This is a genomic window from Lysobacter capsici (assembly GCF_018732085.1).
GTDB classification, from domain to species: Bacteria; Pseudomonadota; Gammaproteobacteria; order Xanthomonadales; family Xanthomonadaceae; genus Lysobacter; species Lysobacter capsici_A.
The window spans coordinates 2495484-2518182 of sequence record NZ_CP076103.1; the positions used below are offsets into that span (position 1 = coordinate 2495484).

24 protein-coding genes and 1 pseudogene are annotated in these 22699 nt (G+C 60.8%); 6 read left to right on the plus strand and 19 right to left on the minus strand.

Annotated features, from left to right (window positions below; all coding sequences use genetic code 11):
* Nucleotides 1–95: 95 nt before the first annotated feature.
* The 10 genes from KME82_RS10465 to KME82_RS10510 all read right to left on the minus strand — a co-directional run bounded on the left by KME82_RS10465 (nucleotide 96) and on the right by KME82_RS10510 (nucleotide 5261).
* Nucleotides 96–554, minus strand: a complete 459-nt coding sequence (locus tag KME82_RS10465; RefSeq protein ID WP_215498444.1) for a phage virion morphogenesis protein — start codon at nucleotides 552–554, stop codon at nucleotides 96–98.
* The gene (locus KME82_RS10470; RefSeq protein WP_215498445.1) at nucleotides 551–988 is read right to left on the minus strand and encodes a phage tail protein; all 438 of its coding nucleotides are present in this window, start codon (nucleotides 986–988) and stop codon (nucleotides 551–553) included. The genes KME82_RS10465 and KME82_RS10470 overlap by 4 nt, the downstream gene beginning before the upstream one ends.
* Nucleotides 985–1473 (minus strand): hypothetical protein, encoded by a 489-nt coding sequence (locus tag KME82_RS10475; RefSeq protein ID WP_215498446.1) that lies wholly within the window; start codon nucleotides 1471–1473, stop codon nucleotides 985–987. The genes KME82_RS10470 and KME82_RS10475 overlap by 4 nt, the downstream gene beginning before the upstream one ends.
* On the minus strand, nucleotides 1470–2108 hold the full coding sequence (locus tag KME82_RS10480; RefSeq protein WP_215498447.1) for a glycoside hydrolase family 19 protein: 639 nt from the start codon (nucleotides 2106–2108) through the stop codon (nucleotides 1470–1472). Before KME82_RS10480 ends, KME82_RS10475 begins: the two co-directional genes overlap by 4 nt.
* Entirely contained in the window at nucleotides 2098–2472 is a 375-nt protein-coding gene (locus tag KME82_RS10485) for a hypothetical protein (protein WP_215498448.1), read from the minus strand. Before KME82_RS10485 ends, KME82_RS10480 begins: the two co-directional genes overlap by 11 nt.
* Before the next feature lie 35 nt (nucleotides 2473–2507).
* A complete protein-coding gene (locus KME82_RS10490) occupies nucleotides 2508–2906 on the minus strand; it encodes a hypothetical protein (RefSeq protein WP_148648959.1) in 399 nt (132 codons plus the stop codon).
* An 8-nt stretch (nucleotides 2907–2914) separates the two neighbouring features.
* Nucleotides 2915–3124, minus strand: coding sequence for a tail protein X (locus KME82_RS10495; protein WP_215498449.1), 210 nt, complete (start codon nucleotides 3122–3124; stop codon nucleotides 2915–2917).
* On the minus strand, nucleotides 3124–3492 hold the full coding sequence (locus KME82_RS10500; RefSeq protein WP_345777991.1) for a head completion/stabilization protein: 369 nt from the start codon (nucleotides 3490–3492) through the stop codon (nucleotides 3124–3126). The genes KME82_RS10495 and KME82_RS10500 overlap by 1 nt, the downstream gene beginning before the upstream one ends.
* 233 nt (nucleotides 3493–3725) lie before the next feature.
* The gene (gene gpM, locus KME82_RS10505) at nucleotides 3726–4460 is read right to left on the minus strand and encodes a phage terminase small subunit (protein WP_215498451.1); all 735 of its coding nucleotides are present in this window, start codon (nucleotides 4458–4460) and stop codon (nucleotides 3726–3728) included.
* Nucleotides 4461–4463: 3 nt separating this feature from the next.
* Nucleotides 4464–5261 carry a phage major capsid protein, P2 family gene (locus KME82_RS10510; RefSeq protein ID WP_215498452.1) on the minus strand — a complete coding sequence of 266 codons (798 nt, stop codon included), beginning with the start codon at nucleotides 5259–5261 and terminating at the stop codon, nucleotides 4464–4466.
* Here KME82_RS10510 and KME82_RS10515 point away from each other — a divergent pair.
* Both KME82_RS10515 and KME82_RS10520 read left to right on the plus strand, forming a co-directional pair.
* The gene (locus KME82_RS10515) at nucleotides 5239–6807 is read left to right on the plus strand and encodes a terminase large subunit domain-containing protein (protein WP_430538838.1); all 1569 of its coding nucleotides are present in this window, start codon (nucleotides 5239–5241) and stop codon (nucleotides 6805–6807) included. The two genes, KME82_RS10510 and KME82_RS10515, sit on opposite strands and share 23 nt — an antisense overlap.
* A pseudogene (locus KME82_RS10520) lies at nucleotides 6807–7816 on the plus strand (phage portal protein). The gene KME82_RS10515 and the pseudogene KME82_RS10520 overlap by 1 nt, the downstream one beginning before the upstream one ends.
* A gap of 20 nt (nucleotides 7817–7836) precedes the next feature.
* Here the strand turns inward: KME82_RS10520 and KME82_RS10525 are convergent.
* The 3 genes from KME82_RS10525 to KME82_RS10535 form a co-directional block, all read right to left on the minus strand.
* Nucleotides 7837–8100: a hypothetical protein gene (locus KME82_RS10525; RefSeq protein WP_215498454.1), complete on the minus strand. Its 264-nt coding sequence runs from the start codon at nucleotides 8098–8100 to the stop codon at nucleotides 7837–7839.
* 155 nt (nucleotides 8101–8255) lie between these two features.
* The gene (locus tag KME82_RS10530; protein ID WP_215498455.1) at nucleotides 8256–8480 is read right to left on the minus strand and encodes a hypothetical protein; all 225 of its coding nucleotides are present in this window, start codon (nucleotides 8478–8480) and stop codon (nucleotides 8256–8258) included.
* Nucleotides 8461–13074 (minus strand): RHS repeat-associated core domain-containing protein, encoded by a 4614-nt coding sequence (locus tag KME82_RS10535; RefSeq protein ID WP_215498456.1) that lies wholly within the window; start codon nucleotides 13072–13074, stop codon nucleotides 8461–8463. The genes KME82_RS10530 and KME82_RS10535 overlap by 20 nt, the downstream gene beginning before the upstream one ends.
* 1267 nt (nucleotides 13075–14341) lie before the next feature.
* Here KME82_RS10535 and KME82_RS10540 point away from each other — a divergent pair.
* The 3 genes from KME82_RS10540 (at nucleotide 14342) to KME82_RS10550 (ending at nucleotide 16370) form a co-directional block, all read left to right on the plus strand.
* The gene (locus KME82_RS10540) at nucleotides 14342–15232 is read left to right on the plus strand and encodes a hypothetical protein (protein WP_215498457.1); all 891 of its coding nucleotides are present in this window, start codon (nucleotides 14342–14344) and stop codon (nucleotides 15230–15232) included.
* 358 nt (nucleotides 15233–15590) lie between these two features.
* On the plus strand, nucleotides 15591–15764 hold the full coding sequence (locus KME82_RS27095; RefSeq protein WP_215498458.1) for a type II toxin-antitoxin system HicA family toxin: 174 nt from the start codon (nucleotides 15591–15593) through the stop codon (nucleotides 15762–15764).
* A gap of 189 nt (nucleotides 15765–15953) precedes the next feature.
* Nucleotides 15954–16370, plus strand: a complete 417-nt coding sequence (locus tag KME82_RS10550) for a type II toxin-antitoxin system HicB family antitoxin (protein WP_215498459.1) — start codon at nucleotides 15954–15956, stop codon at nucleotides 16368–16370.
* Between the two features lie 383 nt (nucleotides 16371–16753).
* Here the strand turns inward: KME82_RS10550 and KME82_RS27100 are convergent, their stop codons facing one another.
* The 4 genes from KME82_RS27100 to KME82_RS10570 form a co-directional block, all read right to left on the minus strand.
* Nucleotides 16754–17092, minus strand: coding sequence for an ogr/Delta-like zinc finger family protein (locus KME82_RS27100; RefSeq protein WP_430538812.1), 339 nt, complete (start codon nucleotides 17090–17092; stop codon nucleotides 16754–16756).
* The gene (locus tag KME82_RS27105) at nucleotides 17023–17310 is read right to left on the minus strand and encodes a helix-turn-helix transcriptional regulator (protein WP_215498461.1); all 288 of its coding nucleotides are present in this window, start codon (nucleotides 17308–17310) and stop codon (nucleotides 17023–17025) included. Before KME82_RS27105 ends, KME82_RS27100 begins: the two co-directional genes overlap by 70 nt.
* 292 nt (nucleotides 17311–17602) lie before the next feature.
* A complete protein-coding gene (locus KME82_RS10565; RefSeq protein ID WP_215498462.1) occupies nucleotides 17603–18745 on the minus strand; it encodes a tyrosine-type recombinase/integrase in 1143 nt (380 codons plus the stop codon).
* Between the two features lie 226 nt (nucleotides 18746–18971).
* Nucleotides 18972–19469 (minus strand): hypothetical protein, encoded by a 498-nt coding sequence (locus tag KME82_RS10570; RefSeq protein ID WP_215498463.1) that lies wholly within the window; start codon nucleotides 19467–19469, stop codon nucleotides 18972–18974.
* 570 nt (nucleotides 19470–20039) lie between these two features.
* Here KME82_RS10570 and KME82_RS10575 point away from each other — a divergent pair.
* Entirely contained in the window at nucleotides 20040–20420 is a 381-nt protein-coding gene (locus KME82_RS10575; protein ID WP_215498464.1) for a VOC family protein, read from the plus strand.
* Between the two features lie 157 nt (nucleotides 20421–20577).
* Here KME82_RS10575 and fabV read toward each other — a convergent pair whose 3' ends face one another.
* Nucleotides 20578–21786: an enoyl-ACP reductase FabV gene (gene fabV / locus KME82_RS10580; protein ID WP_215498465.1), complete on the minus strand. Its 1209-nt coding sequence runs from the start codon at nucleotides 21784–21786 to the stop codon at nucleotides 20578–20580.
* Nucleotides 21787–21901: 115 nt separating this feature from the next.
* Nucleotides 21902–22612 (minus strand): rRNA pseudouridine synthase, encoded by a 711-nt coding sequence (locus KME82_RS10585; protein ID WP_215498466.1) that lies wholly within the window; start codon nucleotides 22610–22612, stop codon nucleotides 21902–21904.
* Nucleotides 22613–22699: the final 87 nt, after the last annotated feature.

Consider the following 22699-nt stretch of genomic DNA (forward strand, 5'->3'; position numbering starts at 1 on the left):
TTATGCCCCTGTCTCACCCAGCGAGAATACCGCCTGGTTTACGGGGCGTCGGCGGCCGGGGTCACGCTTTTTCGGCTGAACTGTGCGGGGCGTCGCTAAATCGCGCCGCCTGTCAGATGCGCCACCAACAGCTCCCGCACCCGCTCGCGGCCGGCGTCGCTGAATCCCAGCAACTGGCGCCGGGCGTACCGGACCAGGGCGCCGCCGCGCTTCGCGCTGTCTATGCCGCCGTCTTGGTGGACACGGGCGATCCGCGCGACCCGGCCGGCGTAGCCGACGCGCAGACCGTTCGCGTCGCTGGTCGCGCGCAGATGGCGGGCCTGTCGGATGCGACGGAACATGACGCCGCGACGGATGCGGCCGGCGCGATCCTCGCGCTGCGGCTTGCGCGGCGCGTAGGCGCTGCCGTCCGGGTTGCGTTGTTGCGCGATGCGCTTCTGTTGCGACCGCCGCAGATCGATCGCCAGCGCTTGTAGCAGTCTGCGGCGCGCAGACGGGGCGAGCGCCGCAATCAGCGGCGCCGCCCACGTTTCCAATTGCTCAAGATCGTTCATGGCACCATGCCGAAGTTCGTCCACGACTCGGCGTCGAACCTCGGCTCGGGCCAGGGCGTAATGCGGTCCTCGCCATTCGGTAGCGTTTCAACGCCGATGCGCTCGGTCAGCGGTAGCCGAATTTCCACGTCCGCGCGTTCGTGGTCGATCACGTCCACTTCAAACGCGATATCGCTGCGCCGGTCGGGATTGGCGAGCAGTTCGTTTTGATGCAGCGCGACCCAGCGCAGCACCGACAAAAATAGCCGGTTGGCGTCGCCGACGAAATCCACCAGAACCAGCGACAGCCGATAACGCAGTTCGAATGACTCGCTCGTTTGCGCGGTGCTAATCAGGCTTCCTTCTTCCACGAACACCAGCAGGCTTTCGGGGTTGCGTTGCAGTTCGGGAATCGCCTTGGCGAGATGAGCGCGCAAACTGGCCGGCTTGTTCATGGATTGCGAAGGCGCAGCAGTTCGCGCACGTAGTCTTGCAAGCCGATCACTTGTTCGGCGTTGGCGTGACAGGTGGCGTAGTTGTCGGCGACGGCGCCGGCAACGTCAGAGAGCGCAACGCCAGCGGCGGGCGCATCAAGATTTCCGGGGCTTGTGCCGGTGGGTTGGTTCGCTGCGGCGGCGTCATGCAGGCGCACAAACCCAACAGGCACAGTGCAAGCAGCGTCGGCAGTCGGAGTGACATAGATGGGGATTTCCTTGGTGATGATTTGGGCGTTGGCGCGCACGACCTGCACGCGGTCCACGTAACGCACCACAACGCGCTCAGAAGCCAACGCCAGATCGCGGGTGGCCTCGGCCTCGCGGCGGGCGTCCTCGGCGCGGCTGGCGCGTTCCTCGGCCGCGTGGCGGCGTCCGTTCTCGATCAGGACGAAACCGCCGACCAGGGCGACTAGCACCAGCAGCAGCGCAAGCGCACGGGTCATGCGGCCAGCCCGAACGCCGCCAGGGCGCGTTTGGTGCGCGCCGCGCGGTCTACCCAGCCGTTCGGCAGACGGCGCGTGTCGGTGCGGCCCAGGTTGAGTTTGCGGCTCACGCCGAGCGTGTCGTTTTCGTCGGCCAGGGTGTTGAGGCCACGTCCGCGCCAGTAGGCCGCCGCAATGTCGGCGCCGACTTCCACGCCGGTTGCAAGGTCGGGTTGCGCTTCCAACGGCAGGCCCAGCAATTCGCCGATCCAGCGGTAATTTGCGCGGCCGGTCAGATGCACCGGGCTACGGCCTCGGAAACGATAGCCGTCGCCGCTGGACTCGTTGCCGTTGCCATTGCTCGACGCATACACGCGATTGCCGATGCGTTCGGGCTGGCCGGCGTACTGCGCGGCCGTGGCTGGGTTGAAATGGTCTTCGAAGACTTCCAGCAGACGCGAAGCCGAGTAATTGAGGTTTTCTTCCAGGCGCGACAGGCCGGCGCTTTCATGCCCGAGTTGGGCCAGGAAGTGCGCGGCCCGGCGCGGCGTGGTGATGCCTTGGCGGTGCATGGCGCGCAGCAGCGGCGACAACCAGCGCACGGCGCGGGCGGGCGGGCATTGAACGGCGGCGGCCAATTGGGTTTCAGTAAACATGACGGCGGGGACTCCGAATCGACAGACGGGACGCGCGGGGGTGTCCGTGGGCGATGTAGCGCCACCATGGGCACGGCGCTTGCAGCGCCAGGAAAATGCACAGGGCGCAGCGCAGTACGCGCTCAGACGGAAAGGCAATCGCCAGCCACGGCGGCCACATGACCGCGGCGCCCGCGCAGGACACGACCGCGACCAGGGCGAACAGTCGCAGGGCGAAACGCAGGACCGCACCAATGTCGGCGCGATCGATCGAGCGCCAACCGCCCGCGCCGTAGGCGGCGAGGTTTTGGGCGACGATCATTCGCAGTTCGTCGCGCAGATCGGCGCCGGTCGGGGTGTCCTTGAGCATCGCCAGGGCGGTCAACAGAGCGACCAGGGCGCACAGCCAATCGAAAAGGATCATTCCGGCTTGCCTCCGATGACGCGTTTCAACCGTTCGGCCAATGCCTCGCCAATGACCGGGATCAGGGATTGCGAAAAAAACGCGATCAGCAGCGCGAGCGCCGGCGCGACGGATTGCAGGAAGTCCAGGCCGGGGAATGTCGGCACAACAATGGCAATGCACGCCGATACGGCGGCATAGGCGAGTGCCAGGCCGTACAGCCGCTTACGGGTGCCTCCGGGACGGCTGGCGAGCAAGCCGCAGGCGACGCCGGTAAACGCCATGCACAGCACCGCAGCCGGCACGCCGACGTGGGCGAGTGGCGAAGTCCAGGCGATGACGCCCAGCGATGAAGACGCGGCGGCCGTGCCGGTCAGTGCGGGAATGGACAACAGGGGTTCGGTCGGTGGCGTCATGCGGTCGATCAGTCCCAAAGTTGGATGAGGGTTTGGTGGGCCGGCGCGGTGGCGACGGGTGGCAACAGATCCACGGCCGTGCCGTGCGGCAGGATTGGCCCCAGGTCGGCAAGCCCCGGGTTCGCGATGAGCGCGGCCTCTATAACGCCCGCCGTGCGCCCCAGGACGCGCCAACACAGCGCATCCAGGGTTTCGCCCTGCGCGGCGTAGACGCGCATCAGATGAGTTCCACGACCGAACGCGTCGCGCCCGTGATATCGCTCACGGCCCAGGATGCATTGCGGCGCCATGTGCCGGCGTGGTCGTGCGCGTCCTCGGTGCGACGCTCGCCGCTGCCGGTGCTGTCGAAATCCGGGTAGCGCTCCATCACGTCGGCTTTAAGCAGGCATGCGACGGCGCGGCGATACAGCACCAACAGCCGCGATTCGCCGTTGATGCGCCTCGCTGGCACCGCAGCAAGCGAGCGATAGCCGGCGCCTTCATTGCCTGCGCGAAACTCGCGCAGGCGCGCATTGATCGACATGGCGGCGTAGAGCGCCAGTTCGCGCAAGCGTTCGCCGGTCACGGTGCCGTCTATGCGGCCGATCTAGCGCAGGTTCGAAAGCGACAGATCGGGGAACCAATCCTCGTTGATCAAGGTGTCGCGCTCGGGTGCGGTGGTGTCCGGGGCGACAGCGATAAAAGCGCTCATGCGGGGTCCAGGTAAAACGGCGGTGGGGGGCGAGCGATTGGGGAGAGAGGCCCGCACGCTCGCCCCGCCGCCGTGCGCGCGGGTGGGCGACTCGGTAGAGCCAGGGAAGGGCCGAGACGGCGGGCGGATTACGCGGGTGCGGTTTCCGGCCCGCCGCTCTCGGCTTGGCGCAAAGCGGGAGCGGGCTTGTTCAAAGCGCGGTCGAGACGTTCGATTTCCTTCTTGACGCCTGCGCGGTCGTGCAACTGCAAGGCGCGGCGCAGATGGTCGCGGGCGATTTCGGCCCAGCCACGCGGGGCGCCGGAAAACGGCGCCTCGCCGGCCTTCGCCATGTAGCCAATACCCAGCGCCTTATGCAGCTTGGCGCGCACTTCGTCGGGCATGTCCTTGGCGCGGGTCAATTCCTCGGTGTGCGACAGCACGCCGAGCGAGAACGGTTCGCCGGTGTCCTGCGCGATGAACGCCGCTCCGGCGATTTGCTCGGCGATCAGGGTCGCGGGCGTGCGTTGGTACGCGTCGGGCATCGCCAGATCGAAGCGCAACGCATAGTCGGCGATACGCAACGCGTCGGCGTAGTTGCCGGCATCGATGTGCCAAACCATGACGAACATCAACACCGCATCTTGACCGCCGCGCCCGCTACTCAGCACGCCATCGACCCACGGCGCATACTCGGGCAGCAGCTTGCGTTTGACTTCAATCTTGCGTTCGATCGACTGCACCAGCTTTAGGCGGCGCCGATCCTCGGCGAGCTTCATCAACATGAGTTCGTAAGCGTTGGCGTTGATTGGCTCGCCGGGATCGGCCGCCGCCGAAGCCTCGGCGGCCGACACGCGTTCGAAGTGATGGCGTGCGAGCGTCATCGCTTACTTGACCGGTGCAATCTGAATGTTTTCGATCAGGCAACCGGCCGCATAGTCCTCGACCACATACGCGTCGTTAGACGATTCGTAATTCTCGATGCGGTCGCGCTTTGCGTTGTCGGTGATGGTTCGGCGGCGCGAACCTTCCTGCCAGTAGATCGACAGATTGTCCAAGCGGGTGATAAAGATCGAGTTCGCAGGGAAGTACGGCACGCGCACCGCGCCGTGATCGCCGATGCGCTTCTGACTCACGATCATGTCGGCGGCCAGCTTCTCGGTCGGCACGTTCTGGTTGAGCAGCGGAAACAGCTTGTCGGCCAGCAGGCGACGGCCGCAGATCGCCACCAGCCCGGCGTCTTCCTGCCACCACGGCGCAGTCAGGTTGTTGACCGCATCGAATACCAGTGCGTCCAGGTTGCCGTAATCGGCATTCTCGCCGCCGACCAGGATCGGGCCGCCTGCCTTGCCCTTGTTCAAGACGCGGGCGGAAGCGTTCTCGCGGTACTTCTGCAACCAACCCTTGTTCACGTCCTGCAAGAGCGGGTTTTTCACGCGATCCGAGTTCGCGGCGCGACTCGTACCGTTGAAGCCGATGATGATGCGATCCAGGGCCTGCCGTTGGAGCAGGCTATTGCGCACACGGGCTTGGAAGTCCTTGAACTTCGCCCACGCGTCCAGCTTGGAATACTTGATGTGGGTGTCGCTGTTAGTCTGGGTGCATTCGTAGCCGGTAGCATCGATGCCGGTCGGGTCGGCGGTCTCGCGGTCCTTGTCGTCGGTGTTGGTGCAGCTCGTCCACAAAGACCCGAAGACCGGCGCTGACTACAAAGAAATAGACCTCCTATGCCGCCAGATCGAGCGCGCGGCGCGGGTGCGCCGTTACAGCGAGCCGGGCGGGCATGAAGGTGACTTGAATCCGAACATCGCGAACCGAAACGCAAAGCCGAAGCGTAAGCCGGTGCGTAACGCGTTCAGCGAGGAACAGCAAGCCAAGCTGATTTCGTCGTTTGACGATCAGCTATTCGGCTATCAACGGTACTGGCGCAAGAACGCATTCGGCGAGCGCATCCGAAACATCCTCAAGTCGCGCCAGATCGGCGCGACGTTTTATTTCGCGCGTGAGGCGTTGGTCGATGCATTTGAGACCGGGCGGAATCAAATCTTCCTGTCGGCCAGAAAGGCGCAGGCGCACGTGTTCAAACAGTACATTGCGCAGTTCGCGCAGACCGTCGATGTAGACCTGACCGGCGACCCCATCATTCTGCCGAACGGTGCGACGCTGTATTTCCTCGGCACCAACGTGCGGACGGCGCAGAGCTATCACGGCAACTTGTACTTTGACGAATACTTTTGGACGCATCAGTTCGAAGAATTGCGAAAGGTCGCGGCCGGTATGGCGCTGCACAAACACTGGCGACAAACGTATTTCTCTACGCCGTCTAGCGTCACGCATCAAGCCTATGCGTTCTGGACGGGCGCCCACTTCAATAAGGGGCGCAGGAAAGAGGACCGGGTGAAGGTTGACGTATCGCACGAAGCGCTGCGCGACGGTCGCATGTGTGCGGATGGTCAGTGGCGGCAGATCGTCACGATTGAGGACGCGCTACGCCAAGGCTGCAACCTGTTCGATCTCGATCAACTGCGCTTGGAGTATAGCCCGGCCGAATGGGCGAACTTGCTTATGTGCGAGTTCGTGGACGACACGCTTTCGGTGTTTCCGCTCGCGGAGATGCAACGCTGTTTTGTCGATTCGTGGAGCGTATGGGACGACTTCAAGCCGTTTGCGCCGCGCCCGCTCGGTCATCGTGAGGTATGGGTCGGCTACGACCCGGCGTTGACCGGCGACAGCGCCGGGCTCGTCGTGGTCGCGCCGCCACTTGTGCCGGGCGGTAAGTTCCGGCTGTTGGAAAAACACCAGTGGCGCGGCATGGATTTCAAGACCCAGGCCGAACGCATCCGCAAGATTACGCAGCAATACAACGTGACTTATATCGGCGTGGACGCAACCGGCGTCGGTGCAGGCGTGTTCCCGCTGGTGCGCGACTTCTTCCCCACCGTTCGCAACATCACGTATTCGGTGGAGACCAAACCCCGGATGGTGTTGAAAGCCAAAGACGTGATTTCCAGCGGACGTTTGGAGTTCGATGCGGCGTGGACGGATATCGCGCAGGCGTTCATGTCGATCCGCAAGACCCTGACCGCGACCGGCCGGCAGGCCACCTACGAAGCCAGCCGCAGCGACGACATAGGTCACGCCGATTTGGCGTGGGCCGTGATGCACGCGCTGGACAACGAACCCTTAGAGGGCATGACCGCCCGCCATCGTTCCATTGTGGAGATTATTTAATGACTGCTGTTGCGCCTGCGGAAACGGAAATCACTACGAAGGCCAAGGCGCAAGCCTTCAGCTTCGGCGAGCCGGTGCCCGTGCTGGACAAGCGCGGTTTGCTGGAGCATCTAGAATGCGTGCGCGCCGGCAAGTGGTACGAACCCCCGGTGTCGCTGGACGGACTCGCGCGGGCGTTTCGGTCGAGCCCGCACCACGCGTCCGCCATGTATACGAAGTGCAACATCTTAGTGTCCACCTTCGTCCCGCATCGTTTGCTTAGTAGCGATCAGTTCGAAAAGCTAGCGCTTGACACAATTGCTCTCGGCAATGGCTACCTAGAGCGGCGGGACGCCCGGAGCCGCAAGCCCCTTGCGCTCAAACATGCATTGGCAAAATTCGTTCGGCGGGGCGTTGACGATGGCCGATACTTCTTCGTGCGCGGCTGGGAAGATGAGCATGAATTCGCGGCCGACAGCGTTTTCACGTCATGGAACCGGATATCAATCAAGAGATTTACGGCGTTCCGCAGTACGTGAGCGCGCTGCAATCGGCGCTGTTGAACGAATCGGCGACGCTGTTCAGGCGTAAATATTACCTCAACGGCAGCCATGCCGGATTCATCATGTACGTCAACGACGCGGCGCAGGATCAGGCCGACATCGATGCGATGCGAAATGCGCTGCGGGATGCAAAAGGTGTCGGAAACTTCCGAAACCTGTTCCTGTACTCGCCGAACGGAAAAAAGGACGGTGTGCAGGTCATCCCGATTAGCGAAGTCGCGGCGAAGGATGAATTTCTAGACATAAAGGGCGCGACGCGCGATGACGTGCTCGCCGCACATCGCGTGCCGCCACAGTTGCTGGGAATCGTGCCGAACAACACGGGCGGCTTTGGTGACGTGGAGAAAGCAGCTCGGGTCTTCGCGCGAAATGAACTGCTGCCATTGCAAACACGATTCCGACGAATCAATGAATGGATCGGCGATGAAGTAGTGAAGTTTCTTCCTTATGATCTTTCGTTGGCATAAAAAAGGGCGCCCTTTGGTGGTCAGGTGTTGTTGGGACGTTGTTGAAAAGACGCCTTCGGAGGAACTCTGAGCCCCTCGGGCGCCAGATCGGGGTGCTCTTGGTAGAGTGGATTTAACACCTCTAACAGGAGCTCCGCCATTGCCTTGCTCAACCCTTCTCGCAAAACATGTAGTTCACCTTCGGAGCATTTCTCCTGCACAAGCAGCATAGATTGATTCATCAGGAAACTTGCTTTAAGCAACTTTTCGCTGACTTCCTGCGCGACGCGTTTATCCGTAATCATATTCCTGAGCTTCCTGCTTTCTCTGGGAATTCATCAGCGCAGTTCTGTAATAAAAAATTTAAGAGCTGCCGTTGAAAAGTTGCTCGAACTTCGCTTCGTATTGTGAGGCGGCAAGCGAAAAAGGGCGGGGCTCGCCCCTTTTCGATTTGCGAGATTCACTCCGGAAGAGGCAAGTACCCAGGAATATCTGGGTAATGCTTACGAAGAACAGGGATGATTCGCGAGTCGATTTGCGTCATCAGTCTTCCTAGCTCGCGACGCACTTCCCTGATTTCCTCTTCATCTGCAAAGATCGTCTTGCTGAGCTTTGCAGCTTCGTCAACCTCTCCGCAAGCTCTATTGAGAGCGGCCAAAAACAACTCAGCGTTTTCTGTCGACATTTCCATCTCCGTCATAGCAGCCTTTGTCGGCCATGCACTGCATCCAGCAAACGCGGAATGGAATCCCTTGACTCGTTCTTGATATACCGAGATTGGGCTCGCACTCATCGCTGCAATCGTCATCTGCCTTCTGGCACTCCGCAGAATATCGCCTGGACACCGCCCAGGCAAACAGTGGCCCTCCGACCAGTTCCGCTAAAAACGAATGAACACGGGGGCTCAATTGTGGAGTTCGGCAACTGGCGCTCGTCGGCGCAGGACCATATGTGTCTTGTGATTGGTTGCCCACCGGAGACATGGGGCCAGATGGCGGACGCAGAAGGTTCCAAGTGGATGTGGCCGTGGCTGCGGCGGCGGAAGCGGTTTGAAGGCCCAAAGAATCTTTGCCAGTAAGACTATTGCCATCGGCGTAACCGTAAGTGCTGGTTCCGCCGCCTAGCCCGATCGGGTCGCTTTGAACATAGCGACCCGTCGCCGCTTCATAGTCACGATAGTAGTTGTAGCTCAGACCTGTGACTGGATCGAAAAGTTGGCCGGGGAATCTCATATTCAACACGAACGGAACGGCATCGAGGTCGGGGTCCTGATTGGGCACACTGTTGCCGAATGCTTCCCCGGCCAGATCCCAGGTCCACACGGCCACGTTTCGGACGGGATCGATTACGGAGCGCGGCGTGCCCAAATGGTCCGGTTGGATGTAATGCAATCGCGCAATCGCGGTGGTGGGGCCGACCTGTAATCCTACTGGCTGGTCGCCCAACCAAATCGCTTGCTGGATCGCCGCGCCATCCGTGCCGTAGTCCCCCAGCCAGTGCCCTGACTCGTCATACACCGTATAAGTGTCGGACGAGCCGGCGTAGCGCCTGACCCGCTCTCCCGCGCCGTTGTAGGCGTAGTTCATCACTGGCACCCCCAACTGCTTCGCTTGCGTCATCCGGTCGTGGTTGCCGTAGACAAGCTCCTTTGCGGTGCCTCCAATCGATGTGGTGTTGCCTGCTGCGTCGTAACCACGGGCAATGCCGGCAACTGAGCTGAGCTTGTGGTTGGTGGACGCATAGACATAGTCCTGCAAGCCGCCGGAGTTGGTGAAAGCCTCGCGGTTGCCGGTCTTGTCGTAGTCGTAGCTCTCCAACACCGTGTTGCTTGGTCCGTCGCGGAACTGGGTGAGGCGGCTGAGCGCGTCGTAGCCGAATTTGACCCGCGCTGGTGTTGAAAAGGTTGCGTTGTGGATCGCGGTGATTTGCAGCAGTTCATCCCTGGCAAAGCCCAGGTCAAGGCCACCTGATGCCGTATCGCGGAGCGATTGCACCGCGTAGTTCAGGTCATAGGTCCGGGTCAAGGTCCGCCCATTGCCATAGGTCCACCCCTGTTCCGGCCCGAACGGGTTGTAGCCGGTGACGGTGAGCAACAACTCCCTGGCGCCACCAGGCGGGGTCACGCCCATGGTGGCCACCCGGCCCTGCGCATCGCGGGTGTAGTCCGCCACCGAGCCGTCCGGGTAGGTCAACGCCGTGAGCTGGCCTGCGAGGTTGTAGGCGTATTTGACCGTCAAGCCCACGCCATTGGTGGTCTGGACCTTGCGCACCAAGTGACCAAACCGGTCGTAGCAATACGCAGTGCTCCCGCTGCCATCGGTCATCGTTGCGCGACGGCCTAAGGCGAATTGCTCACCAGCGGGACACGCACCGGGCGCGGTGTCATAGGTGAACGCCACATTGAGGCTGGTGTCCGGGTAAGTGACAGCAGTCAGACGGTTCAAAGCGTCGTAGTTGTATTGCCGGGTGACTCCACGCGCATCGGTGGCCGTTTTGACATTGCTGGCCGCATCAAAGGTGTAGGCGGTGATGCCGGTGTCCGGGCTGGTCAGCTGTGTGCGCTCGCCGAAAGCATTGTAGGTGTAAACCGTTTCCAGCAACTTGGGATCGGTCACCTTGGTGACTTGATCGAACTCGTTGTAAGCCAAAGCGGTGGCGGCTTCGATTCCACCCACATCCTGCAAGGTGGCGCTCAGACGGTTCAACGGATCATGCTGGCGCGTGGTCTGGCGCAGCAAGGGATCAGTCACACTGCTGACGTTGTCGTCTGCATCGTAGCCATAGCTGGTGGCGTGCAATGCCGCGTCCTTGTCTGCTTCCAGTTGGCCCAGCGTGTTGTAGACGCGAGATAAGGTGCGCTTGACCGTGCCACCCGAGGTTTTGCTGTCTTCCACAAGGCGGTTGCCCGCGTTGTCCAGGGTGTAATGGATTGAGGCACCCGTGCTGTCGGAAACATCGGTCAACCGCTGGGCCGCATCGTAGACATAACTCGTAAACGATCCATCCGGCAGCGTCACTTTTTTCACCAGACCGGTGGGCCAGTACTCAAAGGCGTTGACTTGATCGTCCGTTTCGCTGGCGTTGTTGGGCCCCCGGACTTTGCTGGACAACTGCCATCCGCGAATGTGATAGCTGGCGTCCGTTGCCACACCGTTTATGTCAAGGCGCGAGAGTGGGCGGCCCAATGCGTCATAACCCAACGTTTCGACCGATCGGCCCAGCGCATCGGTGACCTTCCACAAATCTCCCTTGCGATGTGAACACGCGGCAGGCGTGGTTACGCACACCGGATCATCCGATCCGTAGTAGCTGAACGTCACCACATCACTGACGTCCGATCGCGGGCCGTCAATGCTCTTGACCAAGCCCAGTGTCGGGCACGTGCTGCTTGGTGCGGACACATCCGCCGCCTCGCAGTAAGCGTAAGTGGTGGTGCGGGTTTCGCTGGTCGCGGTGTCTTTGACAGAAACGGTGAGGGGTTGCAGGCGCGCATTGCGTGTGATGCGGGTCTCGCGATTCCCTAGCTTGGTAAAGATTAAACGGTTGCTCGCGATGTCGTGGCGCTCTTGCGTGGTGCGCTCTTGCGCCAAGCCCTGTGCCTCTTTGATGCTGTGCGTGCGAGCTGGCTGCCCGGTCACCGCGTCGGCTGCTTCCGCATATGTGTGCTCGGTTTTGATGCCGCGTCGGTCCTCCACCAAACTCAGGCGGCGGCGGAAATCGGTCGTTTCGTCGTAGTAGGACTGTTTGAGCGTGCCGCGGCTGTCGGCAATGTCGCCCACCTTACGCGGCACGCCATCACCCACCGGTGCTGCGGTCAGTCCGTAATTGGTTTGATGGCCGAGTGCATCGGTGACCACCGCCCCGCCCTGCGTGGTGTACGCCAGGGTCACACCATCTGCACCGCCGGCGTGCTGGCTGGACGTGACCCGGCCTTTGGCGTCGTAAGCGAAGGTGCTGAACCGCACGTTGTCTTCTGCCGTGATTCCGGTCAGATGCAGCGGAAAACGCGTGTCTTCGTAGTGATACATCCGCGTGCCACTGTCGGGATACGTGACCGATGACACCTGGCCTGGGGCAGCGTAGCCGTAGCTAGCCAGGGTAATGCCAGCCGAAGACACCGACGCGATCGTGTCGTCCGCTGCCTCACCGTTGTAATGGAAAGTCAACGCCCGCCCAGTGGAATGGGTGATGCTGTCCAACCGGCCGATGCTGTTGTAAGCGTAAGTCAGGCTGGTGCCGTCTTCGCCCTGCTGGGAGAGCAATAAGCCATCGCCGTCGAAGGTCATCACGCTGGACGCGCGATAAAGCACCCACTGGCTGCTATTGGCCACCAAGCGCTCGCCACTGTTATCGGTGGCCCAGTAGTTGGAACCGTCTTGGCGGAAGCGCAGCTGATAACCGCTGCCATCGATAAGAGCAATGGATGCGCCTGTGATCGCAAGTTTGATGCCGTGGGAGTGGGTCCAGCCGGGGCCGAAACCACCAGTTTCGTTGGCAACACCCGAATGGTAGTAACGCGCGAGACTGATCCAACCCAACTCAATGTCGGACTCGGTCTCGAATTTCTCACCGGTTTTGACGTTGCACGGATTGCCGACCAGACCACTGGTTTTCCCGCTACCCGTTCCAGCTTGCGCATCGCATTCTTCGCCCTTGCCGGTGATCTTGGCGACGAAGTCGGTGTTCACACACGCGGCGTATTCATCCTTCCATTCGGCGAACTGATTGGGGCATTCCGTGCGGCGCTTGCGAACAATCACTTGTTCACCGTATTCCTCGGTGACACAAGGGAAGTCGGGCGTGTTGTCGCCACGCATATACGTGCCAAGGAATTTCTTTTGCTCAAAGCGACCCTCATAGCCAGGAATCAAAGGCTCCCAATCCACCGTCTGCGTCAGCGTCGCCCCCGGGCACACCGGATTGACCGCTTCGATTTCCGCAAGGATCAGGTCGTAAGCGTCCTGCTCTGTGACGGTCGGGCTGCCCAGGTTCGCATTGGGGTAGTAGGACCAGTCCGGATCATTGGGCTGCTCTTTGCCCATCCAGTAGGTCAAGGTGATGTTGCCGTTGGCGTCGACCTGGCGATCCTTGATCTTGTTGGCCGTCTCCCAGATGCCGGGGAACGGTGCCGGGAGGGTGCTCATGCCGGCGACGGCCTCTTGCTGCGTGCCGTATTCGGTGGGTTGCGCGGGATCGCTGATCTTCCATTTGTTGCCGCTTTCCTGGGCCATGGCGTTTGTGGACAACGCCAGGCCAACCGCGACGGCCAGCGTCGCCATGTGGACCTGTCGGTGCAGGCCAGCGGATGAACATCCTTTTCTTCTCGACATTCCAGTCTCCTTGATGGGCGATCAGGCGCCCGAATGGGGGCTGGCTGCGGCCTCCGTGGCGCACAGCAATGCCCCCGTCTCTTCAAACAGGTTCAATCAACGTCAGGGGCGGTGGCATCTCCATTGCGGGCCATGAGCGGCGGTCCATTGAACTCTGAGGGTCCATTGCCTCAGTGACTGCGACGTTACTTCTCCGCGTAACCCTTGACTAGGGGCGATGCGAGGGGCGGCGGCCGGCGCCCGATAGTGAGGAGCGTCGATTTAGGACGCTGGCGCGCGGTCGAGACCCCGCCACGCCTTCCCGCTACTTGTGCGCCTTTCGACTCAAATCGTAGAGCCGGCCGGGAGCCCCGCCCGTAATGGCGATAGCTGCGATCAACGGGAGCACTTTTTCGACGCGAATAGACGCACGCAAGGCGGTTTTTTAGGGCTGCGGGGGGTGCTGGTTTCGCACGCTCGATCGGTCGATGAAATGAGCGGAATTCGTGGCGCTTTCCCAGGCGAGGGGAGGGGGCATCGGAAAACGGTAACCTCATCGGAAAGGCGCGTTTTTCGCCCATAAGCATCTGATTTAAAAAAGAGTTTTCAGGTTACCGCAGAGCGGTAATTTTCGGTAACCCGGCCGGTAACTAATGCGTAAGTAATTGATTTTAAAGGGGGGGGCTAAGGCCAAGACATTACCTATATATAAAGGTAATTAATTACCTTCTAGTTACCTTAATGGTTACCGCCGCCCATCGCTGTAAGTCATTGTAACTGCTATGGAAAGTGGCGGTTCTTAGTCCACGTTACCGATGTTACCGATTTCCGATGGCCCCCCAAATGTTCTAGGCCCCAATAGCTCCGGCCAAAGTCCGCACAATCTCAGGCTGTAAGACGCTGGCGGCTACGATGGCGCCATGTCTTCCTGTCTTGTTCGATACCAGGTCGTGATCGCGTCGCGCGGCCCTCTTGGCGCCGATCCTGCGCATGGCGTCGCCGGCACCGCCCTGGTCGATAAGGAATGGGAGCCCGACGACTGGGGCGACCCTGGCCGCTGCGTGCGGCGTCGCGCTCTGTTGGAACTGCGCGGAGATGATGGCGGGTGCTACCTCGACCGCGTACGGGGCCGCGCCGGGTTTGGGAATGATCCTGGCCCAACCCGAGCCTACACGATTGCCAAGCTTGGCTTGACAAGCTGGACGGTTAATCATTCCTCTTCCAGAGAGGGGAATGAATGGACATCTATCAGCTCAAGGTCGCTTACTTAGACCCGCACAATCCTGTAACGATTGACGCGGAACGCCATGACAACCTGGCTCGTGCCAGGCGTTGCTTAGTTGATGCGGGCGACTTCGAGCGCCGTTATGCACTGCTGCTAGGGAACTTCCTTGCGTTCGAGGAGTATGCGGCCGTCTCGTTCCTTCGGGATATGGCGACCTTGAATTTCAGCTACGAGGGAAGTGATCTAGTGCTTATGGAGGGGAACCGTCATGCCATTAATTTCTTCACGAGTGCCAAGGCCTACGTCGACCACGCGTTGTCCGACTTCAAAGACATTGGTGAGAAGCGTTGGTTTATGGAGCAAGTGAAAAAGCAGACCAAAGAAGCTAGCGATAGGTCGATCCACTATCGTGCGGCTGAGCAACTAAGAAACTCCAGCCAGCACTTTGCAATGCCCATCACTGGCTATGGGCCTGGCCCGGCTAACGAAGATAGGGATTGCACTTGGTTCTACACAACAAAGGAGATGCTCTCCAAGGACACAAGGGTAGATCAGCAAAAGCTGACCGATCTTCCCGATAAGATTTTTCTCAACACGACACTTCGCGGCTATATGCGCGAGCTCAGCGGCATACACCTCGCACTTCGGAAACTGGTGAACGAGGAAGTTGACCGTTGTCGAAAACTCATTGAAGCGGCGATCCTCGATTACCGCGCGGCCCAGAAAGAGCCCTCGAAAGTATCTGTCACGGGAGCAGGGGTGATTTCTGCCCGCCTCACGAGATCATCGCCAGAGGAATCGGAGTTGGTGACATCGGAAGCTATCCCACTGCTTCTGGACTGGGATAACAGTCGATTGAGCCTAGTTGAGAAGCACTTCGTTCGAGTCAAGCTGCCCTTTTAGATATTGCTCTAACCGCTTGGTCGGGGATCGCCTGGGCCGGGTTGGGGGGCGCCGATTCCGCGCACGGGCGTCGCCGGCAGTGCCCTGGTCGATGAGGAATGTGAGCCCGATGAAATGGGGAACCCTTGTCGCTGCGTGCGGCGTAGCGTCGTGATTGAGCTGCGTAGGGCGAGGGCGGGGGCTACCTCGACTTGCAGGGCCGCTCGCCCTTATGGCGCATGAGCGGGGCCTGATGCCCGGCTCAATGAGCTTGCAAGCGTTGCTGCGCTTGGGTCTGCCCCGGGAAGGTCGGTCCCGTTGGGGGTTGACTTTGTAAACAAAAATGCTTATAGTCACGGCTCACCCAAATAGGAGAGCTATGAAAACGAGTGAGTTTCGGCGTTGGCTGCAGGACCAAGGCGCGGTGTTTAAGGACGGGAAGCGGCATACCAAGGTTTACCTGAACGGAAAGCAATCCACACTCCCCCGGCACAAAACAAAGGAGCTGGGCGAGGGTCTAGTCAAGGCCATTAAGAAGCAATTAGGTGTCTAAGGACGCTGTCGGAATTGAATAGGCCGCCCCAAATTGGGGCGGCGATATCCCGCAATACCGCGCAGGTAAGCGCCTGCGGTAACTCAGTAGTTGATCATCCCAAGTAAGTAGTGACCACAATCACCCCAGAAGCGAAGCAATACAACCCACCCCAACAGACAACCCACACAAACGGAAATCAGGCCAGTAATGTTGAAGTATCCCGCCCGCATTGAACCAGACGGTGCAGGGTTTTTGGTGACCTTTCGGGATATCCCGGAGGCGCTAACGTCTGGTAGCACCCAAAATGAGGCGCTAGAAATGGCCAGCGATGCACTGGCCACGGCAATGGATTTTTATTTTGAAGATCGAAGGACGGTTCCCATACCGTCTAAACCTAAGAAAGATGAGGTCCTGGTGGCCTTGTCGGCGAGCGTGTCTGCTAAGGTCTTGCTGTTGAATCAGATGCTGGAAAACAGCGTGACCCCAGCCCAATTGGCTAGAAGGATGCAGACCAGCCCGCAGGTTATTAATCGAATTGTCGATCTTCATCACGCAACAAAAATAGATACCATCGCTCAGGCGTTGAGCGCGATGGGGAAGCAATTGGTTATCTCTGTCGTATAGCGATAAGTTTTTGATAATGAAAGTAGAAAGCCCCTGCTGGAGACAGCAGGGGCTTTTTTTCTTGCGGTAATGAAGTAGCGAAGCCTTCGATTCTGTCAGTGCATCGCGCTCCACAAGCGCTCTAGATGCGGGGGCGAAGATTGACGGGCCGGTGTTGTGGGCGCCCGCGGACTGCGCGGCAGACTGACCAAAAGTACCGGTAAAATTAGCGGCCAGTTCCCTTGCAAATTGCTCTCGTTCAACGCATCGCCGGTAAAATTATCGGGCGTAAGCGCCTGAAAGATAAGCATAGTAGATCAAACTTTTAATCTTTTGCTCTACGCTACATGCGTTCTCTTAGAATGAAAAAAGCCGAGCTCTCAAGAGGCTCGGCTTTTTTCGTGTCAGCACTCTTCAGCGAAGTCGTTAACCCGCGCTTGGTGCAAAGTCCGGCTGCGTTCCGTATGCGCGACGAGAGGGAAGGTCGATGTCCGGGTGAGGGTCCGCGCTTGGGCTGAGTTCTCGAAGTGCTTCGATGCCCGCAACCCAGGTGAATCCGCAAGACAGATTTTACATTGGAACGAGGCTTCACGATAAAGGCGCGAAAGCTCACGGCTTGATCGCGCTGCAGCTGGACCTGAGCAGTGAGGGCAGGCCATCGACCGTACCCGGCTCATGCTCGACGCCCCCGTGCAGCCGAGATTCGTGCTTGCACCCACGCATCGACCTCGCTCGCGATCCATGCGGACGTGCGCACACCGAGCGGGATTGGCTTCGGGAACGAACCAGCGACCACTAGCCGATGGATCTGCGTGCGGGAGATGCCCGCGATACGCATGACCTCCGGCAGCCGGAGAAAGCGTTCCTGCGGTTGAGACATTAGATGACGAGGCGAGGTGCTGTGATGGGGCGCGCTGGTGCGATTGGACTGTGAGTGATCGGAAGAGGACGTGTCGAGCATGGCCGCCTGTGTGGTTGCGGGGTGAGGAGAACGGAACACCCCTGGAGTTCAGGAGGTGTCTAGCGGCTTCCTATTCTTCTCATCCACGCAGTGGCGTCATCCAGGACCGAGTGTGTATCGCTCATTCACAGTCGCAAGTCCGCGCGCAGCCAATTTGGCAGGTCATCGGAAAACGGTAACATCGGTAACCTGTATCGAAAACTCTGCTTAAGACATTGATTTATAATAATTTTTGACGTTACCGTGCTGCGGTAATTTCCGGTAACCAGGGTAGTAACAAGGTTCGAGCTGATCAACCGGTAGAGAGGTAGGCCTCCCAAGCCTGCATCAGCTCTCGGCGCTTGGCGATTAGCTGTCCACGTCGATAGGCCGCTTCAGTCTTGTCCTTGATCTTGTGAGCGAGCGCCATTTCGACGATATGGTTCTCGACGTCCGTTTCCTCCGCGGCCCAATCGCGAAAGGTCGATCGGAACCCGTGCACCGTGTACGGCAAGCCTAGATTTTTGGGCTTCTGCAGATAGAAGAGCATCGTGTTTTCGGAGAGTGAGAACGGCGGACGATCTCTGGGAAGGGAGTTCAGGATAGCGAGTGCTTCTGTACACAAGGGGACGACATGAGCCTCTCCACCTTTCATGCGCTCCGCGGGTATCACCCACCGGGCTTTGGCGAAATTGAATTCTTCCCAGCGCGCTCCGACGGTTTCCTCGGTACGAGCGGCTGTCAGGATGGTGAAGCGCAGCGCGTTGCAGGTCTTGATGTCGGATTTGCGCAACTGGCGCATAAGTGCGGGGACTTCCGCGTAAGGCATCGCGGCGTGATGCTTAACCTTCTTCACCTTCGAGGCTTTGGGAAACACATGGATTAGGTGGCCCTTCCATCTGGCCGGATTCTCACCCGCGACTAGATTTGAATACTTCGCCCAATCCCAAACGCGCTCGATTCGATTTCGCACGCGCGTCGCCGTTTCGGTTTTTGTAGTCCAAATTTTGTTCAGGCAAGCGACTACTGTTGGAGTGTCGATCGCTGTGACCGGCAATTTTCGGTCTGGGCCGTAATCCCGCAGCGATTGCTCCCACTGATGCGCCTGAGCATCGTTCTTCCATTCGGGCTGGCATTTGGCGATGTATTCATCGACGCATTCGCCCCAAGTGCGCAAACCACTAGCACGCGAAGACACGCGCAATGCGAGAGGGTCCTCTCCACGAGCGAGCAGGCGCCTTTGCTCCATGGCTTTCTGGCGCGCTTCCTGGAGGGTGACGACTTGGACCGATCCCAGCCCCATTTCCCGCCGTCTACCCAATCGTTCATAGCGGAAGACCCATGACTTGGCCAGGCTGTCAGTTACCTGGAGATACAGCCCGCCGCCGTCGGCATGATGTCCCGGTTTAGCGGTCGCTACTTGGCGTGCCGTTAGACGATTTATGACTCTAGCCACCCATGTCTCCACCCATGTATTGATGGCGGATTGTAGCGGAACGTTGCGGAACAATCTGAGCGAAATTGTAAGTTTTTTTGGCTTTTTCAGCGGTTTTGCGGAACGTTGCGGATCAACATGGGCTGGCCCGTTCGGCCACTCTCTCCGCCAATTCTCAGACTTCCAGCGTCATCGTAATGCGGCGCCTGGATCGTGATCTTGTGCAGATCCGTATTCCACGCTTCGTTCAATAGCCGCCACGCCCCAGGAACCCCGCCCCAATCGTGCATTGCTTGCCGCACGAGTCGCATTTGTCTTCGGCGGCCTTGAACACGGCTTTTTCGGAGTCGGACAGTTTCGCGAATTCGTCCGCGAACGCCTGCGAGCCGGCCGAGGCGCGCAGCAGCAGGCGGGTGGTGACTTCGCTGGCGGCCATCGCGCGTTCGTACATGCCGTCGCAGTGCTTGTAGCAAAAGCCGTCATGCACCGGGACGGTCTCGCGCGCGCCGATGACGCCGGCCTTGATCATGATCTCGCGGCAACTCGCCGAGGCCGGGGACAGGTAGCTTTTCTGCTCGCAATAACCGTTCTTGCAGGTCAGGCCCGCGGCGCAGGTGGCGATGATCTTCGAGTCCTCGCCGCAGGCGCCGCCCTGCTGGCGGACAAACTCCTGCTTGCTCAGTGCACCGGTGCTGCAAACCGCGGTCAGAACGAACAGGCACACGGTGGCGATGATGCGGTTCATGCGAGGTCTCCTTGACGAAGGGATGGATCTTCCTGCGCGCACGGTCCGCGCGGCGATCGCGGGGCGACGGCCGTGCGGGCGACGCGCCCGAGTTGCGTGCGGTGCGCGACTGCGCTGCGCATCGCCGTCGCCAGCTTAGGAAGCGGCTGGATCGCGCGACGTGACTCGCGTTGTAGAGTGAATATTGGTGAGTTGGGTCGAGCGGCGGTGCAGGACGTGTCGCGAGTCTCGGGATGAGTCCGACGTTCACGAGCTGAGTTTGGGTTGCCGTTGCTTGGCGTCGCTGAGGTAAGCGGCCGGCAGCGGATCGTCGATGCCTTGTAGCGCCCGGATTCGGCGTCCCGGCGGGCTGGCGCGGCGTCGGCTCGGCTTCGAATCGGCTTCGAATGCACCGCCGCCCAATCGTGCAATCGCCTGCTTGCAATGAGCGGGGCCTGGCGTGGTGCGGGTTCTGACCGCCGTGTCGACGCGAAGTTTTTTCGCAGTCGTGTCGATTCGGTCGCCCCTCGATCGTCGTATTGATGGAGACCACGCGGTTTCCCCGATTCCCACCCGTCAAGGAGAAAGGCCATGCAGGTCAAGCCGGTAGGCTGGTTCGAGATTTACGTCCACGACATCGCGCGCGCCCGTGCGTTCTACGAGGGCGTATTCGCGCTCAAGCTGGAGAAGCTCGAAAGTCCCGATCCGGACTCGGAACTGTGGGCGTTCCCCGGCGCGATGGACCAGAGCCACGGCGCCTCGGGCGCGCTGGTGCACATGCAGGGCGCGCCGGTCGGCGGCAGCGGCACGATCGTGTATTTCATGTCCGCCGATTGCGCGGTCGAGGCCGGCCGCGCGGTCGCGCACGGCGGCAAGGTGAGCAAGGACAAGTTCGCGCTCGGCGAGTACGGCTTCGCGGCCTTGCTGACCGACACCGAGGGCAACCTGATCGGCGTGCATTCGATGGCGTGAGGCGCGCGCGATCCGTGCGCGAGTCGTCGCGGCGATGCGGCGGCGACTGGCGGTCGCGGCGTGTAGCAGCACGTAGAGAAGTGGCGGACGAAAAAGGCGCCGCCAAACCAACTCCGGCACCCCGCGGTAGCAGGGTGCCGGAAGGTCGATGCGCGGCTTACAGCTCGATGCAGTCGAACGTGACCTCGGGATCGACCTCGGCGCTGTAATCGACATCGTCGCGCTCGAAGCCGAACAGCTTGAGGAACTCGTGCTTGTAGCTCGCGTAGTCGGTGAGCTGGAACAAGGTCTCGGTGGTGACCTGCGGCCACAGCGCCTTGCATTCGCTCTGCACGTCCTCGCGCAGTTCCCAGTCGTCCAGGCGCAGGCGATTTTCCGAATCGGTTTCCGGCGACTGGCCGTCCTGGCGGTACATGCGCTCGCGCAATAGGCGATCGAGTTGGTCGATCGGACCTTCGTGCAGGCCTTTTTCCTTCATCACCTTGAACACCAGCGAGATGTACAGCGGCATCACCGGAATCGCCGAGCTGGCCTGGGTGACCACCGACTTGAGCACCGCGACATTGGCGCCGCCGCCGAGCTTCTGGCCCAGACGCGCATCGAGCCGCTGCGCGGTCTGGTCAAGATCGACCTTGGCCTTGCCGAGCGCGCCGTGCCAGTAGATCGGCCAGGTGATTTCGGTGCCGATGTAGCTGAAGGCGACCGTGCGCGCGCCCGGCGCGAGCGCGTCGGCGCGTTCGAGCGCATCGATCCACAGCTCCCAGTCCTGGCCGCCCATCACCGTGACGGTGTCTTCGATTTCCTGCTGCGTCGCCGGTTCGACCGTGGCCTGGATGATGGTGTCCTTGTTGGTATCGATCGCGGTCGAGGTGTAGGGCTCGCCGATGGTCTTGAGCGCCGAGCGCTTGAGTTCGCCGCCGCCGGGCAGCTTGCGTACCGGCGAGGCCAGCGAGTAGACGATCAGGTCGACCTGGCCGCCCATTTCGTTCTTGATCAGTTCGATCACCTGGGCGCGCGCTTCATCGGAGAACGCATCGCCGTTGATCGACTTGCTGTAAAGACCCTTGGCCTTGGCGAACTTGTCGAACGCGGCCGAGTTGTACCAGCCGGCGGTGCCGGGTTTCTTGTCGGTGCCGGGCTTTTCGAAGAACACGCCCAGGGTGTCGGCGCCGAAACCGAACGCGGCGCTGATGCGCGCGGCCAGGCCGTAGCCGCTGGACGCGCCGATCACCAGCACCTTCTTCGGGCCGTCGGCGCGCACGCCGCGGGCGACCGTGGCGTTGATCTGATCGCGCACATTGAGTTCGCAGCCGAGCGGATGCGTGGTGGTGCAAATGAAGCCGCGAACCTTGGGCTGAATGATCAACTCGATTACCTCGTCACTGGGCGATGGCCGGCAGTTTAGTGCCTGCCACCGGCGAATGCGCGCGCGGACGCACAAGGCGCGAGGGGCGGGGCGCGACGGCCCCGGCGGATCGGCGTCAGAAACGTTCACCGACCGGCAGATAGCGCCATTCGCCGACCGGCATCTTGCTTAGTGGGATGCGGCCGATACGCAGGCGTCTGGTCGAGGTCACCTCCAGCCCGACCTCGGCGCAGACATGCCGCAACTGGCCCGGCTGCACGTTCTTGACCGCGAACCGCAGCCGCGTCTCGTTCTGCCAGCTGACCTTGCACGGCGGCAGCGGGCGGCCGCGATAGCTCAGGCCGTGGGCGAGCTTCTTGAGCCCGTACGGCGCGAGCTGACCGCTGATCTCGACCACGAACTCCTGTTCGAGCTGGGCGTAATCCTCGTTCAGCCTGCGCCGGACGCGCGGGTCCTGGGTCAGCACCACCAGCCCGCTGGCGTCGGCATCGAGCGCCATCAGCGGGGCCAGGTGCTGGAAATGGCGCTTGAGCAGGCGCACCTCGGACATATCGCCTTGCGTGTGGTTGACCGGAACGACCAGCCGTGCGCTCTCATTCAGCGGCAATCCGGCCGGCTTGTGTAGCAGCATGGTGGCCGGCTCGGCGGGCTCGGCCCGCGCATCCGGGTCCAATTCGACCCGCTGGGCCACGATCGGCGCCTGCGGCTCCTCGACCACCTTGCCGTCGACCCGGACCCAGCCGCCCTCGATGTATTGCTGGGCCTGCGCGCGTGAACAACCGATCAATTCGGCCAGGCATTTGTCGAGTCGGGCGGGTTCGGACATGAGGAAAGTCGATGTGGGAAGCGGCAAGTGTAAAGATATACGCCTGTCGCGCCGGAAATCCCCCGCAACCGGCGACGGCTTCACTCA